This is a genomic window from Campylobacter concisus, from assembly GCF_002913745.1.
Taxonomy (GTDB): Bacteria; Campylobacterota; Campylobacteria; order Campylobacterales; family Campylobacteraceae; genus Campylobacter_A; species Campylobacter_A concisus_R.
In genome coordinates, this window is sequence record NZ_PPCG01000079.1 from 1 (window position 1) to 15,966 (window position 15,966).

Consider the following 15,966-nt stretch of genomic DNA (forward strand, 5'->3'; position numbering starts at 1 on the left):
ATTTAAAATAAATGCGATTTTCTAGCTATAAATATAGAAATTTTGATTTATTATTGTAGAAAAATAGTAAGCAAATTCTAGTGATTTTTATTTAAGAAAAATGAAATTTGGCAAGGCTCTCACCTTGCCAAGAAAATTTAGTAAGCCCTTTTGTAGGCGTTTTCTATTTTTTCGCTTTCGCCAAATTCTTTCATGGCGCTAAAAGCAAAATATGGGTTGCGTAGTAGCTCCCTGCCAAGCGCCACGCCGTCGCAGACATCACCAAGCAGCAGCGCCTCGCACTCGCTTGCCTTTGTGATGAGACCGACTGCAAAGACTGGGATATCAACTGCATTTTTCACCGCTTTTGCATAGCCAGCCTGATAAAGAGGTGTAAATTTAGGCGCGTTATCAACTTTTGCATAGACTCCACCAGCTGAGACGTGGATGAAGTCAGCCCCATTTTTCTCTAGCTCATGTGCGAGCTTTACGCTCTCTTCTACGTCCCAGTCGCCCTTAAGCCAGCTACTTGCACTTATCCTAACACCAACTGTGATATTAGCGCGAGCCTTGATCTCTCTTAAAATCTCAAGCAGAAGCCTTATGCGGTTTTCAAAAGTGCCGCCGTATGCGTCACCTCGCTTGTTCGTGCCAGCGCATAAAAATTGATTTATTAAATATCCATGCGCCGCGTGTATCTCCACAGCCTCGTATCCTGTGCTCTTTGCCCTAATGGCCGCATCCACAAAGTTTTGCTTAACGCTTGCGATATCCCCCGCGCTCATCTCTTTTGGCGTGGCGTAGTCCTCACTAAATTTGATAGCACTTGGTGCGATGATGCCCTCACAAGTGCCCTTTCTACCAGCGTGAGCAAGCTGGACGGCCATTTTGGCGCCGTATTTGCTGCAGCCTTTTACCAGCTCCGCGTGAGCCTCGATCTGCTCGTCACTCCAAAGCCCAAGGTCTTTTTTGGTGATCCTGCCGCGTGCCTCAACAGCCGTCGCCTCAACGATGATCATACCAACACCGCCGATCGCCCTTGTAGCGTAGTGGAGCTTATGAAAGCACCTTGGACGACCATCCTCTTTTTTGACCTCATACATACACATCGGAGCCATGATAATGCGGTTTTTGATCTCGATGCCACCTATCTTAAGTGGTGTAAAAAGCTTATTTTGCATGAAATTTCCTTTAAATTTTTTGATTATTTTAGGATATTTGTTTAAATTCTTGGATTTGTAGGAATTTACTTCTTGTGACTATAAAAGTGTTTAGTAAATTTTAAATTTAAAAACCTGCTCAAACGGGCAAGCAAGGTTTTAAATTTACGAATTTACTTTGTCAAATTAGGCAAGTGTTGAGTAAATTTTAAAATTTCATGAACGAGTAATTTCGGCTCTAAAATTTGAGCTAAGCTGTAAGCGAAGCCAAATTTTAGTAGTCAACTCTTGCGAGTGAATGGAATTTTAAAATTTGTAAAGCTACTAAAATTTATCTATTACTCGCCCTTAAAGAAAGAATCAAAATACTCATCGATATTAACGCCATCTTTTTTCATATCTTTTAGTCTTAGTTTTACGTCAGCGTCTTGCCAAAGAAGTGGTGGTAGCGCAAACATCACCTTATCAAGGCTAAAATTTCTCACGTCCTCGCGCCAGCCATCCCAGCGGTAAAGCTCGTAAAATTTAGATATATCCCCACTTAGCGCCCAGTATAAAAACTGCGAGTAGCCAAGCTACGTATCTTCCCATTCGCCGCTATCTGGTGCGTAGTAAAAGACGTTGCCAGCTTTGCCACCAAAGGCGCCGCCATTTACCACGAAAAATCCGCCCAAAACATCATCCGCCACGAGCAAATAGCTAGGCATCTGCCCTGCTTCGCTAAAGCTTTTGCCAAGGTTAAAGCTGTAAATTCCGCGCTTAATCTGCTCACATCCTGAGCCAAGAAGACGCAGCCAACCGCCATCTATCACTATACCGCCGCACCCATAAACAAGTGCTCCCATCGGCGAACGAGTGGTGACTTGAAGCCCTAAAAGCTCGCTTTGCGCCCTGCTCTCATCTCGAGGCAAAATTTCATAGCCATTTTTAGCCTCTTTTAGCCACTCTTCTATCAGCGCCCAGCCTGGCTCATTTATGTCTATAAGCTCGTCTAAAGCTCTCATTTTCTGTCCTTGCGATAAATTTGGTGAAATTTAAAAGAAGAATTTGGCGAGTCGCCCCGCCAAATTTATATAGATAGGTTATTTTGAGTCCCAAGCTAAGATCGTGTTGCCCTCGGCATCGGTAGCCACATCGCCCATGCCCATGATGTTGTAGCCACAATCTACGTAGTGAACTTCACCTGTTACGCCGCTAGCTAGGTCGCTAAGTAGGTACATAGCGCTGCTACCGACGTCTTCAGTGGTGACGTTGCGTTTTAGTGGGCTATTTACTTCGTTGTAGCGCAAAATCATCCTAAAATCGCCTATACCGCTTGCAGCAAGCGTTTTGATAGGGCCTGCACTGATCGCATTTACGCGGATATTTTTAGCGCCAAGGTCGTGTGCTAGGTAGCGAACTGAGCTCTCAAGCGCCGCTTTGGCAACGCCCATGACGTTGTAGTGTGGCACAAATTTTGGTCCGCCAAGGTATGTAAGAGTAAGGACCGAGCCGCCCTCTTTTAGCACCGGTAGGACCGCGCGAGTAAGGCTTAGTAGCGAATAGACGCTAGTGCCCATCGCTATGTCAAAGGCTTCTTTTGTGGTATTTACAAACTCGCCCTCAAGCGCCTCTTTTGGTGCGTAAGCCACTGCATGCACGACAAAATCGATCTCGCCAAGGTCTTTTTTGATTTGGCTAGCGAGCCCATCTAAATGTGCTTGGTTATTTACGTCAAGCTCGTAGACAAATTTGCTACCAAACTCCTCAGCGATCGGCTCAACGCGCTTTTTAAGAGCGTCATTTAGGTATGTAAATGCCATCTGCGCACCTTGATCGTGACAAGCTTTTGCGATGCCGTAAGCTATTGACTTGGCGTTGGCGACACCGACGATCAGACCTTTTTTACCTTTTAGTATCATCATTTCTCCTTTTATTTTGTTTGACTTTTAAGCGATACTTAAATTTTAAACCAAATTTAATAGCGGCAGTATCGTGAGATGAATTTTAATGTTGTGTAGAAATTTTAGGTCCAGACTAGGCAAATAGCCTGTCGCAGACTTAAAATTTCGAACTCATTAAAAGGCGCTCACGAGACAACGCGTATCAAATTTAAAAAATTATTCGCATCCCAGCTGGCTGTGCCTACCAAAACCCCATCACAGCTTTTGATACCTGCGATATCAGCGATGTTTGCCGCATTGACGCTTCCGCCGTAAAGTAGTGGCACGTTTGCCTTTGTCTTTAAGAAACTTAGCACCTCATCTATCTGCTCTATGCTAGCGCTTTTGCCCGTTCCTATCGCCCAGATCGGCTCATAGGCGATGACTAAATTTTTATAGCCAAGGTCTATATTTTCAAGCTGGCGGCTTAGAAATTCTTTGGTCGCTCCGCTTTCATTGGTGCTTAAATTTTCACCGATACAGTAGATAACATTCCAGCCATTTTTTGCGGCAAAGTCAAATTTCGCTCGCAAAAACTCCTCGCTTTCGTTTAAAATTTCACGCCTCTCAGAGTGGCCGATCAGCACGTCTTTTATGTCAAATTCATCAAGCATCGCCTTGCCGATCTCGCCTGTAAATGCCCCACTCTCGCATGGGTAGAAATTCTGCGCCCCAAGTCTAAAAAGATGCCTTTTTTCATCAAAGGCACTAGCTGGAGCAAATACGCTCACATCGTCGTTTGCGCTTAAATTTTCGTCTAAAATTTTCGCGTACTCTCTAAAGCTCTCTCTTGTGTGGTTGCACTTTAAATTCGCTAGAAATTTCAAGACCTACTCCTCTTTTCTAAGCGGCTTTATGCCAGGCAGCTCTTTGCCTTCAATGAGCTCCAAGCTAGCACCACCGCCAGTTGAGATAAATGTCATCTCGTCGGCATCCCCAGCGCGCTCGACCACGTCAGCCGTATCGCCACCGCCAACAACGGTTGTCGCGTGAGTGTCGATGATAGCGTGACTCATTTTGATGCTACCTTTGCTAAATTTATCCATCTCAAAAACACCCATAGGTCCGTTCCACCAGATGGTTTGAGCATCTGCGATGACCTCTTTAAATAGCCTAATAGATGCTGGTCCGATGTCAAGCCCCATCCAGCCATTTGGGATCTCTTGGGCAGGGACATATTTTACGGCACTTTCAGCTGAAAATGTCTGAGCAGCGACGACATCTACTGGTAGGTAGATTTTCACTCCTAGCTCTTTGCCTTTTTGTAAAATTTGCCTTGCATCTTCGATGAGCTCTTCTTCAAGGAGCGAATTTCCGATGTTTTCGCCAAGTGATTTTAAAAATGTAAATGCCATGCCACCGCCAATTATCAGCTTATCTACGCGTGGCAGAAGGTTATGCAAGGCTTGAAGCTTACCACTTACCTTTGAGCCGCCCACGACTGCGACAAATGGACGAGATGGATGTTTTATCAAATTTTGAGCGAAATTTATCTCTTTTTGTAGTAAAAATCCCGCTGCCTTGTGCTTTTCATCGTAAAATTTAGTTATTGCTTCGACAGATGCGTGAGCTCTGTGACAAACGCCAAATGCGTCATTGATGTAAAATTCGCCAAAGCCTGAAAGCTCTTTTGCCAAAGCCTCGTCATTTTTGGTTTCGCCCTTTTCAAAGCGTAAATTTTCTATCATCAAAATTTCGCCTGGCTTTAGAGCCGCAGCCTTTGTTTTAGCGTCATTTCCGATCACATCTTCAGCAAATATCACCTCTCTATCAAGCAGTCTTGATAGCCTCTTAGCCACGCCTTGAAGTGAAAATTTCTCTTCAAAGCCGTTTTTTGGACGACCAAGGTGACTAGCCAAAACCACGCTGCAGCCATTATCTAGGCAGTAGCGGATAGTTGGTATCGCTGAGCGGATCCTGCGGTCATCAGTGATGTTTAAAAACTCGTCCATAGGCACGTTAAAATCGCACCTTATAAAGACTTTTGCACCATTAAGCTCAAGGTCGTTGATCGATAAAATATCACTCATTTTTCACCCTTTAAATTTACTTTGTAGCCACGATCTTAGCAAGATCAACAAGCCTTGTTGAGTAGCCCCACTCGTTGTCGTACCACGCAAAGACCTTCACCATATCATCAGCGATAACCTGCGTAGTGTCGCTCGCTACGATGCTGCTAAAGGTGCTTGTGCAAAAGTCGCTACTAACTCTGTAGTCGTCATCGACGAATAAAATTCCCTTTAAATTTGACTCCGCAGCCGCCCTAAATGCCTCGTTTATCTCATCTTTACTAGCTGGTCTTTTTAAAACCGCCGTTAGATCGACCATAGAGACGTTTGCCACTGGTACGCGCACTGCTTGACCGTGCAGCTTACCGCTTAGCTCTGGAAGCACTTTAGCGATCGCTTTTGCAGCTCCGGTGGTCGTAGGTCCGATATTTAGCGCTGCAGCGCGTGAGCGGCGGAAATCTTTAGCCTTTACATCAACTAGGCTCTGACCATTTGTATATGCGTGGATCGTAGTCATTAGCCCTTTTACGATGCCAAATTTATCGTTTAGTACCTTTGCTACTGGAGCTAGGCCATTTGTGGTGCAGCTTGCGTTTGAGACGATCGCCTCGCCTGCGTATTTATCGTCATTTACGCCAACTACAAATGTCGCTGTATCGTCTTTTGCTGGAGCGCTCATGACGACTTTTTTGACGCCGCGAGCAAGATATGGCTCACATTTTTCAGTGGTTAAAAACTTGCCAGTGCACTCTAAAACCACGTCTACGCCGTAGTCTGCGTAGCTAAGCTCGTTTAGATCTCTTGTAGAAAAAACTCTTATCTTTTTGCCATTTACTTCTATAAAATCGTCGCTTATCACCTTAACGTCTTGCTTAAATTCGCCATGCACGCTGTCGTATTTGAGCAAATACCTCGTCATATCCCTTGTTGCGGTGTCGTTAATAGCGACAAGCTCAACATCATCACGCTCTAAAATAATACGAGCAGCACACCTACCGATACGCCCAAAGCCGTTTATTGCTACTTTAACTGACATCTTAGCTCCTTTTGATATAATTACGCCTAATTCTACAAAAAAGAATTTTAAAACAAATATAAACAAGGCACTTTAATAGATGAAGTTAGCACTTTTTGGCGGGAGCTTTGATCCGGTTCATTTAGGACACGATAGCATTGTAAAAATGGCACTAAGCGGCCTTGATATCGACAAGCTCATCATCATGCCAACTTTTATAAGTCCCTTTAAGAGCGAATTTTCAGCTCCGCCAGAGCTTCGCCTAAAGTGGATAAGAGAAATTTGGGGCGGCCTAGAGAAGGTCGAGATCTCAGACTATGAGATAAATTTAGCTCGCCCAGTGCCTACCATAGAGACGGTTAAGTATTTGTATAAGAAATTCAAGATAGAGAAATTTTATCTCATAATAGGCGCGGACCACCTAGCCACGCTTGATAAGTGGCACGGCTACGAGGAGCTAAAAAATTTAGTGCAGTTTGTGATCGCTAAGCGCAATCACATAGAAATTCCACAAAATTTACAAAAAATGGACGTGCACGTGGATGTTAGCTCATCGCAGATCAGGCATCAAAAGGGGCTTGATGAGCTGCCTAGCGAGATAAAAGATGAGATTATAAATTTTTACCAAGGATTAAAGATGCAAGAGAGATCGATGCAAGAGCGCACCGAAAGTATAGTTAAGGTTTTAGACGCAAAAAAGGCTGAAGAGATACAAGTGTTTGATATGAGCGGGGATGATTATTTCGTAAAGGCCGTAGTTATCGCTACTACGCTTGGCGAGAGGCACGCTTACTCACTGGCTGAGGATCTAAAAGAGGAGCTTAAGCCTCTTGGGGAGAAATTTATAGGCACTGAGAGCTCGCCTGATTGGATCGTGATGGACCTTGGCGACATTTTGATACATCTTTTAAGCCCAACTTACAGAGCAAAATACAACATCGAAGAATTTTTGCAAAAACTAAAAACTAGCAAAGAGTCTTAACAAAGACAAGCGATGAGCAAATAAGCCATAAAAATATAAAAAATGCTAGCAAAAATGGCTTTTTGCCCGTCGCTTTAAAAATGCTTCTATCTATCCCAAACCCCAAAGCACACATCGCAACGCAAAGGCAAATGCTGGCGGCTAGCTTTAAAATTTGAACCAAATTTTCAGGGAAAAATGGCAAAGATCTAACGCAGATCGCCACTAAGAAAAATAACGCAAACCATGGTATGCTCTTTAGCTTTGAGCCGCCACTATTTTGGCTTAAATTTAAGAAATTTAGCAAAAACAAAAATGGCACAAGCATGATGACGCGAAGCATTTTTATGATGACGGCGGTGCTACTTGCTGCGCTATCAAATGCTGCTGAGGCTGCCACCACGTGGGCTACCTCGTGAAGTGAGCCACCGATAAAAAAGCCAGTTTGGTGTGGCGTTAGAGCTAGAAATTTAGCGATAAATGGATAGATAAACATACCAATCGTCCCAAAGAGCACCACCGTGCAAATGGCGATAGCAAGCTTGTTTGCGTCTGCTTTTATCTCATTTTGAGTAGCCATAACAGCAGCTGCACCGCATATACTAGCCCCTGAGCCAATGAGCACGGCACTATCCTTGCTAAGTCCCAAGGCTTTGGCTACAAAAAGTGCAAAGCAAAAGGTCGCAAAGACCATAAATGCTGCGTATATCACGCCAATGGTGCCAACACTTGCGATCTCGCTAAGGTTTATATTGAAGCCAAAAAGTATGATGCCTAGCCTTAAAATTTGCTTCCCAGCGATCGCTACGACGCCACTACTTTTTAAAATTTGAGTTTGTTTTGTAAAAAGATTTGCAAAAATGGCGCCTAAAATGATAGAGATGATAAGCGGGCTGGTGTGAAATTTAGCCAAAAGTGTGTTTGAGAGCGCAAAAGAAACGCCGCAAATCAGCGCTAAAACAAGCACAGCGAGAAATTTATGATACATATTTTAACCTTAACTCTTTTTTTAAAAATGCAATTAGCACGTTTGGGTATAATTAGACGAATTTTATAATGCAAATTTAAAATAAAGATAAAGGGATAGGCCTATGATCATCCTTGGTGAAAAATATGCTTTCACCAAACTCGAGCTAGAGAAGCTTAGGAAGAAATTTGGCCAGGTGAATTTTTTATCCCCTGAAAATAGCGACGCAAAAGCTTTGCGAAGTGCGCTAGAAAATCTCATAAAATCAGGCGATCAAAGGCTGATCTAGTTATATTTTAAGACAACACATAAACAAAATGTTTTAGATAAAGGTCTTTTTTGCAAGAGGTTTAAATTGAACTACATCCTATCTTTAGCTGTGATTCCCATTATATTAAATGCTGTTTTTATCGAAACAGCAACGACTGCAAAGACTTTTAGTAAGCTATCTTCATTTTCATTTCCAACCACGCGGTTTTCATTATAAAATTTATGAAAGCTAGCAGCCAGCGACTTTAGATAGTCTGGTATCTTTTGAAGCTGCCTTGAAGCAAAAGCATCCTCTAAAATTTCAGGCAATATCAGTGCTTCAAAAAGTAAATTTTTAGCATTTTCGTCCAGGCACTCAAAGTCCGCATTTATCACATCACTAACGCTTTTTCCAGCCTTTGCAAAGACCTGATTTATCCTGGCGTGAGCGTAGTTTATATAAAAGATAGGGTTTGAACTATCCTCTTTTTTAAGCTCATCCACGTCAAATTCCAAACTGCTCGTGTTTGCCTTGCTTATAAAGATAAATCTAAGCGCCTCAGCACCGATCTCACTCGCGATATCGCTCATAAGCACCGCATTGCCAGCGCGCTTGCTCATTTTATATGGCTTGCCCTCTTTTAGCAGGCTAACCATCTGCATAAGTATCACTTCAAGCTTGTTTTCATCGTAACCAAGGAAATTTATCGCAGCCTTTAGCCTTGCTATATATCCGTGATGGTCTGCACCCCAAATGTTTATATAGTGGTCAAAATTTTTCTCAAATTTAGCATTGTGATAGATGATGTCGCCAGCTAGATATGTCGGTCTGCCGTCATTTCTCACCACAACCCTATCGTTGTCATCACCAAGTGTGGTAGAAGCGATATAGGTAGCACCATCTTTTTCATACATTTGATTTGAGCGTTTTAGCTTGTTTATAGTTGGCTCTAGGCCGTCATAAAGGGCCTTTTCGCTAGCCCAGCTCTCTATAAATATCCCAACGTCCGCCAAGTCTTTTTTGATGATCTCAAGCACGATATCCTTGCCAAACTCAGCAAGCTCAAGGTTTCTGCTCTCGTCATAAAAAATTTCCTTGCCAAATTTCTCATTTGCAAGCTTAGCGATATCTAAAATATAATCCCCGCGGTAATATTTCTCTGGATAGACGACGCTTTCGTTAAAAAGCAGCTCTTTAGCCGCAAGTGATATCGAAGTGCCAAGCAGATCTATTTGATTGCCAGCATCGTTTATGTAGTATTCTGTCGAGATAGCGTAGCCAAGTCTTTTGCCAAGTCTTGCCAAAGTATCGCCATAAACTGCGCCTCTAACGTGTCCAATGTGAAGCGGCCCAGTTGGATTTGCGCTGATATATTCTATTAAATAGCTGTCTTTTTTCGCATCTTCTTTTGCAAAATTTTCACTATCTAGCAAAATTTGCTTTGAAATTTCATCTAAAAATTCGCTCTTAAGCTTGAAATTTAAGTAGCCATTTACCGCACTAGCTTCAACTATCTTGCTATCACTAAATTTATCAGCAAACTCGCTAGCTATCATAGCTGGAGACTTTTTTAGCTCTTTTGCGAGGCTAAAAAGCGGCGTCGCATAGTGGGCTAAATTTTTATCCTTTGGCTTTTCAAGCACAAATTCTCGCTCTAAAACCTTTGAAATTTCAGCTTTTACTTTATCTTTCAACTCTAAAACCTATGCGTTTTTAGTTGTTTCTTCTATCTTTTGACTAGCTGCGCCCTCTTCTTTATGCTCGACTTTTTCGCTCTTTTCAGGGGTTGTGTCCTCCATCTCAGCTTTAAAAGTCTTTATGCCCTTGCCTAGTCCTTTTGCAAGCTCTGGGATCTTCTTTGCTCCAAAAAGCAATACAATGATCGCTAAAACGATCAACCAGTGGCCAATACTAAAAGAACCCATCTTTTCTCCTTATCAAATTTTCTCAAAATATTATCATAAATTCCTGAATTTCTAACAATCTATCCACTCGTCGATGACATTTCTTAAGTTTATCTTAGCACTTTTTAATCTCATTGCTCGAAGGATTGATTTTAGCCCTTTATAACTCTTTTCTATATCATCATTTACTAAAAAATAATCATACTCTAAAATATGCTCCATCTCGCCAACTGCGTTCATTAAGCGATTTTCTATCGTCTCATCACTATCTGTTCCGCGGTTTTTCAAGCGCCTTTTTAGCTCTTTTTTATTCGCAGTTGTGATAAAAACTGAAGTGATGTAGCTTTTAAATTTCTCAAGTGCGATGTGAAAACCCTGCACATCGATGTCAAATATCACTATCTTACCAGCTTCAAGTGCTGCTAAAACTGGTTTTAAACTCGTGCCATAGTAGTTTTTATGCACCTGTGCCCACTCTAAAAACTCGCCTTTTTCTATGCCGCTTTTAAATTCATCTTCTTTTATAAAATAATAATCCACCCCATCAACTTCGCCTTCTCTTTTGGCTCTTGTTGTGCTTGAGATAGAAAAATATAGGTCTTTCTCCTCCTTTAAAAGACGGCCCAAAAGCGTGCTTTTGCCGCTTCCACTAGGTCCCGAAACTACTAAAATTTGTCCTTGCAACTACTTTTCCTCGAAACTTATATTTATCTTGATGTTCATATCTTTTAGCACATCTCTTAGCGAGCTTTCATTTAGCGACTCATGGACGTGTTTTGTGATATTTTTAGTTAGCTCTTCTTTGTAGTCCTCTTTTGCATCATTTTTTGAGCTTATTTGAGGCATATCCTTTAGTCCAAATGCCGCTAACATCGTGTTTTCATCTATATCATCTATCGATGCCGCGTCAAAATTTAACTCACTTAGTGCCGCGTCTTTACTATCATCTTGCGCGTTTTCTTCTTGAGTATTTTCTTCTTCAAAAGTTTCATCCACAAGGCCTAGATCTTCTTTGGCTTCTGGCTCGCTCACATCTTCTAGCTCTTCTACTGGCATCTCACTAGAAGCGTTCTCGCTAGACTCTAAATTTTCTAGCTCTTCACTTGAAATTTCATCCAAAGCCTCTTCTTCTATATCTTCTTCTACTTTTTCATCATCTACTTGAATTTGCTCTTCATCAGCATTAGAAGTCTCATCTAAATTCTCATCATTTTTAGACTCATCTTCTAAATTTAGCTCATTTTCAAGGCTATCTTCATCATCAAATTTAGCTAGCTCGTCTATATTTAGCTCTTCTTGCTCTAAATTTTGAACATCTAGCTCAGTATCCTCTAAATTTTTATTTTCCTCATCAGCCTCTTCACTATTTAGCTCTTCATTAAGCAAATCAATCTCACTAAGCTCTTTTTTGCTTTGACTAATATCATCTAGCTCTTCATCATTCTCATCTATTTTTAAATTTTGTATATTTTGCTCAACGATCTTTTCAAGCTCATCTCTAGCTTCTTCATCTACTGGGCTGCTCTCGTCCATATTTTCTATCTCATCAACAAGTGCGCTAAGATCCCCAAAATCACTGCTTAATCCATCTTCGATAGTTTCTTCTACTTTTGGCGTTTTACTAGATTCATCATCTACATTTTCATTGGCTGCTTCAGTTTCTTCACTATTTTCGTCAATTAGCTCAGTATCATCCTCGTCCAAACTGATCTCTTCATCTTCTAAATCTCCAACACTAGAATCTTCTAAGTGCTCTTTTAAAAATTCATCATTTAAAACATTATCATCTAATTTTTCGGTTTCATCTTCTTTTGCTAAATTTTCAAAATCTGTGTCAATTTCTGGCAACTCAAAATTTTGTAGTTCTTCATAATTTTCATCAATATGTTCAAAATCATCGAAGTTTGCGGAATCATCAAGTCCTAGTTCAGCCTTTGTATCATCACCAGCCACATTAACCGCCCTACTTTCTTCAAATAAATTTATAAATTCGGTAGGGAGGAATGGCTTTTCAAGCATAATGTCAGCAAAATCAGGCTTTATGCCGCCTCTTGGGGCTAGATACATCACTTTTTGGTCAAATTTTACATCAGCGCTCTCCATATCGCTGTCAATAATAATATAGTCAAATTCACCACTTACTGCATTAACATCATCAAATTCTACATACTCTACACTTATTTTATTTAGACTTAGTGTTATGAGACGTGAAACTGCTGGATTTTTGTTTACGAGCGCGACTTTCATAATCCCTCCTTGAAGCACTTGAAGCTGTATTTTATGATAAATTTCATTGCTATTTTCTTAAAAAAATAGAGCCGGCAGATCATTTATCACTTTTAAAAGTAGGTCGCTAATTATCTTCATAATGCCTGCTAAAATGGCTATCAAAACAGAAAATCCGATCGTCACTTTGATAGGATAGCCGATGACTAGTAGGTTAAACTGCGGCATCGTCTTCATGAGCATGCCAAAGATAGAGTCTGAGAGCAAAGAGAGGGAGATGATGGGAAATGACATGATAAAGCCAAACATAAACAAATTTGTAAATAAATTTATCGCATAGCTCATGATGCCAGGGCGTGGATAAAAATCGCCAAGCGGCACAACAGCAAGCGAGCTAGCGTAAAACTGAAGGAGCAAATGGTGACCGTCAAATGCTAGAAATGTTAGTAGCGCGATAAAATTTATAAGGTTTGCAATGACTGGAGAGTTTGTGCCAGTTTGCGGATCAAGCACCGACGCCATCGAAAAGCCCATGACCATCGATATTTGCTCGCCTGCCATTTGAAGTGTGGCAAAGATGATGGTTAGCATAAGACCTGCACTTAGACCCAGCATAACCTCGCCTAATATCTCGCCGATTAAGAAATTTATAGAGTTTTCATGAGCTTTTGAGATGGGAAATAGCACGACGCAAAGGACAAAGACTAAAAGCGTTTTTACGCTAAGAGGAATTTGATTGTGTGAATAAAATGGAAAAAAGACGATGAGACCGCTTAGGCGTGCAAACAAAAGCATAAAAACTATTGTCTTATCAGCTCCAAAAAATTCTACTAGTTCCATTTTGCTCTTTTAAATTTTTTGCTAATTTTACAAAATTTTACTTTGTTTTTTAAATTTAAGCGGTAGTTTTTAGAAATTTGAAACTAAATTTTAAGAAATTTGCACAAGCTCTTTGTTCTCAAGCTTGTATGAGTTGTCGCATTTCGCGGCTAGGTCGTTGTCGTGAGTGACTAGAACAAGGGCAGCATTGTTTTCATTTATATAGTCAAACAAAACTTGCATCACTTCATTTGCCGTTTGCTTATCAAGGTTGCCTGTTGGCTCGTCTGCAAAGATGATCTTTGGCTTTTTGGTAAGCACTCTAGCGATGCTGACACGCTGCTGCTGACCGCCGCTTAGCTCGCCAACTTTTTGGTTAATAACGCTTGAAATTTTAAGCGCTTCAAGATCATTTTTTTCTATATTTTCGCCAGATAAGATGCTTGCAAGCTCGATATTTTCATAAGCGCTAAAACCTTTAAAAAGATAGTGCGACTGGAAAATGATGCCAAAATGAAGCCTTCTAATGGCCAAAAGCTCGTTTTGAGAAAGCTCATAGATTGATCTATCTTGGTAGATGACTTCGCCAAAATTTGGCTTTAAAAGTGTTGAAAGTATGTGTAAAAGTGTTGATTTGCCACAACCGCTAACGCCTGTTATCGCGATGCTTTGTTTTTGATTGAGGGTTAAATTTATATTGTTAAAGAGCGTATAATCATACGCAAAGCCTAGATTAGACGCTCTTAAAATTTCCATTAGCCTATTTGAGCAGCAACTTCTGCAGCAAAGTCATCTACTTTTTTCTCTAAGCCTTCGCCAAGCTCGAAACGAACGTATTTTACGATCTCGATCTTGCCGCCAAGCTCTTTGCTCTTCTCTTTGATAACTTCTTCGATAGTCTTTTTATCGTCCATTACATAAAACTGACCTAAAAGTGTAAGGCGTTGGTCAAGCACTGTGTTATCAGCGTAAAATCTCTCGATCTTGCCAGGGATGATCTTGTCCCAAATTTTCTCAGGTTTGCCCTCAGCTTTTAGCTCTTCTTCGATCGCTTTTGTAGCTTTTGCAAGCTCTGCCTCACCTATCTGGCAGCGGCTAGCATACTCAGGGATGTGGTGAAGTGGTTTGCCTAGGCGTTTTAGCTCTTCATTTTCTTTTTCAAGCTCAGCGCGAAGTGCGATAAATTCTTTCTCAACAAAATCTTTATCAAGGTCTTTGTAGCTTATAACACTTGGCTTCATAGCAGCTGCATGCATACATAAATTTCTTATAAATTCAGCTGCTTTGTTTGCAACTTCAGCACTTTCGCAAGCTGCGCCGATAAGCACTCCAACGCGGCCATTTGAGTGAACATAGCCATTTACCACACCCTTGTCATCAGCGCTAATAGTCTCAAAGCGGCGAACTACAAGGTTTTCACCGATAGTTGCGATCTGAGTTTTGAAGTATTCTTCAAATTTAACACCGTTTAAAGTGCTTGTATTTAGCTCTTCAACTGTTTTTATGCCACTTGATTGGATGTGAGCGGTTGTGTCTTTTGCAAGTGCTTGAAACTGTGGGTTTCTAGCAACAAAGTCAGTCTCAGAGTTGATCTCGCTGATAGTTGCTTTTTTGCATTTTGAGCAAACTTCAACGCTTACTAAGCCCTCACTTGCAAGGCGGTCAGCCTTTTTAGCAGCTTGACCTAGGCCCTTTTCGCGAAGGATATCAACAGCTTTTTCCATGTCGCCATTTGCTTCGCCAAGTGCCTTTTTGCAGTCCATCATGCCAGCTCCGGTTGATTCGCGGAGCTCTTTTACCATTTGTGCAGTTATTTCCATTACTCTTCGTCCTCGCCAAAGTCTTCTTCGCTCATAGCCTCAGCTACAACTGCGTCTTTCTCATCTTGGCTTACTTCTTCGCCAGCAGCTTGCTCGCCACCATCTTGCTCAAGAAGTGATTTGCCTTCGTTGATCGCCTCAGCCATCTCTTGGCAAAAAAGCTGAACAGAGCGGATCGCGTCATCGTTTCCTGGGATCGGATAATCAACAGCGTCAGGATCGCAGTTTGTATCGATCGGTGCTACAACTGGGATCTTTAGGCGATTTGCCTCTTGAACAGCGATCTTTTCTTTAACTGTATCAACAACAAATATCATATCAGGTAGGCTTTTCATATTGCGGATACCACCAAGAGTTGCGATAAGCTTCTCTTTTTTGCGGCGAAGCATCAAAGCCTCTTTTTTAGTTAGTAAATTTATCGAACCATCTTCTTCCATAGTCTCGATAACTTCTAGTTTGCGGATAGACTGGCGGATAGTACCGAAGTTTGTCATCATACCACCTAACCAGCGGTGATTTACATAAGGCATTCCACATTTTTCAGCGTACTCTTTGATAGCGTCGATAGCTTGTTTTTTAGTACCAACAAATAGCACTGACTTACCTTCAGCAGCTGCGTCACGAACGATGTTGTAAGTGTAACGGAAGTAGCGGATAGTCTTTTGTAAATCTATAATATAGATACCTTTTCTCTCGCCAAAGATAAACTTTTTCATCTTTGGGTTCCAGCGGCGTGTTTGGTGACCAAAATGTACGCCACACTCTAATAAATCTCTCATAGTTACCATGAGTTTCTCCTTGTTTTAGGCATTTTGCCTTGAATTTAGTTTTATCCTCCACGACCATTAATGCTTTCGCACAACCAAATTTAGGATTGTCGTGTGTGAAATAAAGCTTGGATTATATTGAAACTTGGCTTTATTGAAGCTAAATT

At 41.3% G+C, this 15,966-nt stretch carries 16 protein-coding genes and 1 pseudogene; 2 read left to right on the forward strand and 15 right to left on the reverse strand.

The genetic code is table 11. The features are described from left to right. Positions 1-137 precede the first annotated feature (137 nt). From CYO90_RS09665 to gap, 6 genes and pseudogenes are all read right to left on the reverse strand, one after another. Entirely contained in the window at positions 138-1,160 is a 1,023-nt protein-coding gene (locus CYO90_RS09665) for an NADH:flavin oxidoreductase/NADH oxidase (protein WP_103579346.1), read from the reverse strand. 317 nt (positions 1,161-1,477) lie between these two features. Further along, a pseudogene (locus CYO90_RS09670) lies at positions 1,478-2,143 on the reverse strand (DUF2625 family protein). 78 nt (positions 2,144-2,221) lie between these two features. Beyond that, on the reverse strand, positions 2,222-3,040 hold the full coding sequence (gene fabI / locus CYO90_RS09675) for an enoyl-ACP reductase FabI (RefSeq protein WP_103579347.1): 819 nt from the start codon (positions 3,038-3,040) through the stop codon (positions 2,222-2,224). A 167-nt stretch (positions 3,041-3,207) separates the two neighbouring features. Beyond that, the gene (locus CYO90_RS09680) at positions 3,208-3,888 is read right to left on the reverse strand and encodes a triose-phosphate isomerase (RefSeq protein WP_103579348.1); all 681 of its coding nucleotides are present in this window, start codon (positions 3,886-3,888) and stop codon (positions 3,208-3,210) included. Between the two features lie 3 nt (positions 3,889-3,891). Beyond that, entirely contained in the window at positions 3,892-5,091 is a 1,200-nt protein-coding gene (locus CYO90_RS09685) for a phosphoglycerate kinase (protein WP_103579349.1), read from the reverse strand. Between the two features lie 16 nt (positions 5,092-5,107). Further along, positions 5,108-6,106 (reverse strand): type I glyceraldehyde-3-phosphate dehydrogenase, encoded by a 999-nt coding sequence (gene gap / locus CYO90_RS09690; protein ID WP_021083664.1) that lies wholly within the window; start codon positions 6,104-6,106, stop codon positions 5,108-5,110. Between the two features lie 79 nt (positions 6,107-6,185). On the opposite strand from gap, the gene nadD reads away from it, so the two are divergent. Continuing rightward, positions 6,186-7,067 (forward strand): nicotinate (nicotinamide) nucleotide adenylyltransferase, encoded by an 882-nt coding sequence (gene nadD, locus CYO90_RS09695; protein WP_103579350.1) that lies wholly within the window; start codon positions 6,186-6,188, stop codon positions 7,065-7,067. On the opposite strand, the gene CYO90_RS09700 is transcribed toward nadD, so the two are convergent. After that, the gene (locus CYO90_RS09700) at positions 7,051-8,034 is read right to left on the reverse strand and encodes a YeiH family protein (RefSeq protein ID WP_103579351.1); all 984 of its coding nucleotides are present in this window, start codon (positions 8,032-8,034) and stop codon (positions 7,051-7,053) included. The genes nadD and CYO90_RS09700 overlap by 17 nt on opposite strands. A 103-nt stretch (positions 8,035-8,137) precedes the next feature. Here CYO90_RS09700 and CYO90_RS09705 point away from each other — a divergent pair, with 103 nt between their 5' ends. Beyond that, positions 8,138-8,302, forward strand: a complete 165-nt coding sequence (locus CYO90_RS09705) for a hypothetical protein (RefSeq protein WP_258030727.1) — start codon at positions 8,138-8,140, stop codon at positions 8,300-8,302. Between the two features lie 71 nt (positions 8,303-8,373). Here CYO90_RS09705 and argS read toward each other — a convergent pair whose 3' ends face one another. From argS to rpsB, 8 genes are all read right to left on the reverse strand, one after another. Next, complete coding sequence (gene argS / locus CYO90_RS09710) at positions 8,374-9,957, reverse strand: arginine--tRNA ligase (RefSeq protein ID WP_103579352.1); 1,584 nt, start codon at positions 9,955-9,957, stop codon at positions 8,374-8,376. A 9-nt stretch (positions 9,958-9,966) separates the two neighbouring features. Continuing rightward, entirely contained in the window at positions 9,967-10,188 is a 222-nt protein-coding gene (tatA, locus tag CYO90_RS09715) for a twin-arginine translocase TatA/TatE family subunit (RefSeq protein WP_009294762.1), read from the reverse strand. A gap of 51 nt (positions 10,189-10,239) precedes the next feature. Continuing rightward, positions 10,240-10,851 (reverse strand): guanylate kinase, encoded by a 612-nt coding sequence (gene gmk / locus CYO90_RS09720; protein ID WP_009294763.1) that lies wholly within the window; start codon positions 10,849-10,851, stop codon positions 10,240-10,242. Then, positions 10,852-12,414 (reverse strand): Highly acidic protein, encoded by a 1,563-nt coding sequence (locus tag CYO90_RS09725; protein WP_103579353.1) that lies wholly within the window; start codon positions 12,412-12,414, stop codon positions 10,852-10,854. Between the two features lie 57 nt (positions 12,415-12,471). Further along, complete coding sequence (gene fliR / locus CYO90_RS09730) at positions 12,472-13,233, reverse strand: flagellar biosynthetic protein FliR (protein ID WP_103579354.1); 762 nt, start codon at positions 13,231-13,233, stop codon at positions 12,472-12,474. A 90-nt stretch (positions 13,234-13,323) separates the two neighbouring features. Continuing rightward, complete coding sequence (locus CYO90_RS09735; RefSeq protein ID WP_002941236.1) at positions 13,324-13,968, reverse strand: ABC transporter ATP-binding protein; 645 nt, start codon at positions 13,966-13,968, stop codon at positions 13,324-13,326. Then, a complete protein-coding gene (tsf, locus tag CYO90_RS09740; protein WP_103579355.1) occupies positions 13,968-15,032 on the reverse strand; it encodes a translation elongation factor Ts in 1,065 nt (354 codons plus the stop codon). Before tsf ends, CYO90_RS09735 begins: the two co-directional genes overlap by 1 nt. Further along, positions 15,032-15,820, reverse strand: coding sequence for a 30S ribosomal protein S2 (gene rpsB / locus CYO90_RS09745; RefSeq protein WP_103579356.1), 789 nt, complete (start codon positions 15,818-15,820; stop codon positions 15,032-15,034). Before rpsB ends, tsf begins: the two co-directional genes overlap by 1 nt. Positions 15,821-15,966: the final 146 nt, after the last annotated feature.

Excerpts from the sequence above, each read along its gene's own strand:
- nadD (WP_103579350.1), top strand. The coding sequence starts at position 6,186 with ATGAAGTTAGCACTTTTTGGCGGGAGCTTTGATCCGGTTCATTTAGGA.
- gap (WP_021083664.1), bottom strand. The coding sequence starts at position 6,106 with ATGTCAGTTAAAGTAGCAATAAACGGCTTTGGGCGTATCGGTAGGTGT.
- CYO90_RS09725 (WP_103579353.1), bottom strand. The coding sequence starts at position 12,414 with ATGAAAGTCGCGCTCGTAAACAAAAATCCAGCAGTTTCACGTCTCATA.
- CYO90_RS09685 (WP_103579349.1), bottom strand. The coding sequence starts at position 5,091 with ATGAGTGATATTTTATCGATCAACGACCTTGAGCTTAATGGTGCAAAA.
- fliR (WP_103579354.1), bottom strand. The coding sequence starts at position 13,233 with ATGGAACTAGTAGAATTTTTTGGAGCTGATAAGACAATAGTTTTTATG.
- CYO90_RS09700 (WP_103579351.1), bottom strand. The coding sequence starts at position 8,034 with ATGTATCATAAATTTCTCGCTGTGCTTGTTTTAGCGCTGATTTGCGGC.
- rpsB (WP_103579356.1), bottom strand. The coding sequence starts at position 15,820 with ATGGTAACTATGAGAGATTTATTAGAGTGTGGCGTACATTTTGGTCAC.
- tatA (WP_009294762.1), bottom strand. The coding sequence starts at position 10,188 with ATGGGTTCTTTTAGTATTGGCCACTGGTTGATCGTTTTAGCGATCATT.
- CYO90_RS09665 (WP_103579346.1), bottom strand. The coding sequence starts at position 1,160 with ATGCAAAATAAGCTTTTTACACCACTTAAGATAGGTGGCATCGAGATC.
- tsf (WP_103579355.1), bottom strand. The coding sequence starts at position 15,032 with ATGGAAATAACTGCACAAATGGTAAAAGAGCTCCGCGAATCAACCGGA.
- CYO90_RS09735 (WP_002941236.1), bottom strand. The coding sequence starts at position 13,968 with ATGGAAATTTTAAGAGCGTCTAATCTAGGCTTTGCGTATGATTATACG.
- CYO90_RS09705 (WP_258030727.1), top strand. The coding sequence starts at position 8,138 with ATGATCATCCTTGGTGAAAAATATGCTTTCACCAAACTCGAGCTAGAG.
- fabI (WP_103579347.1), bottom strand. The coding sequence starts at position 3,040 with ATGATACTAAAAGGTAAAAAAGGTCTGATCGTCGGTGTCGCCAACGCC.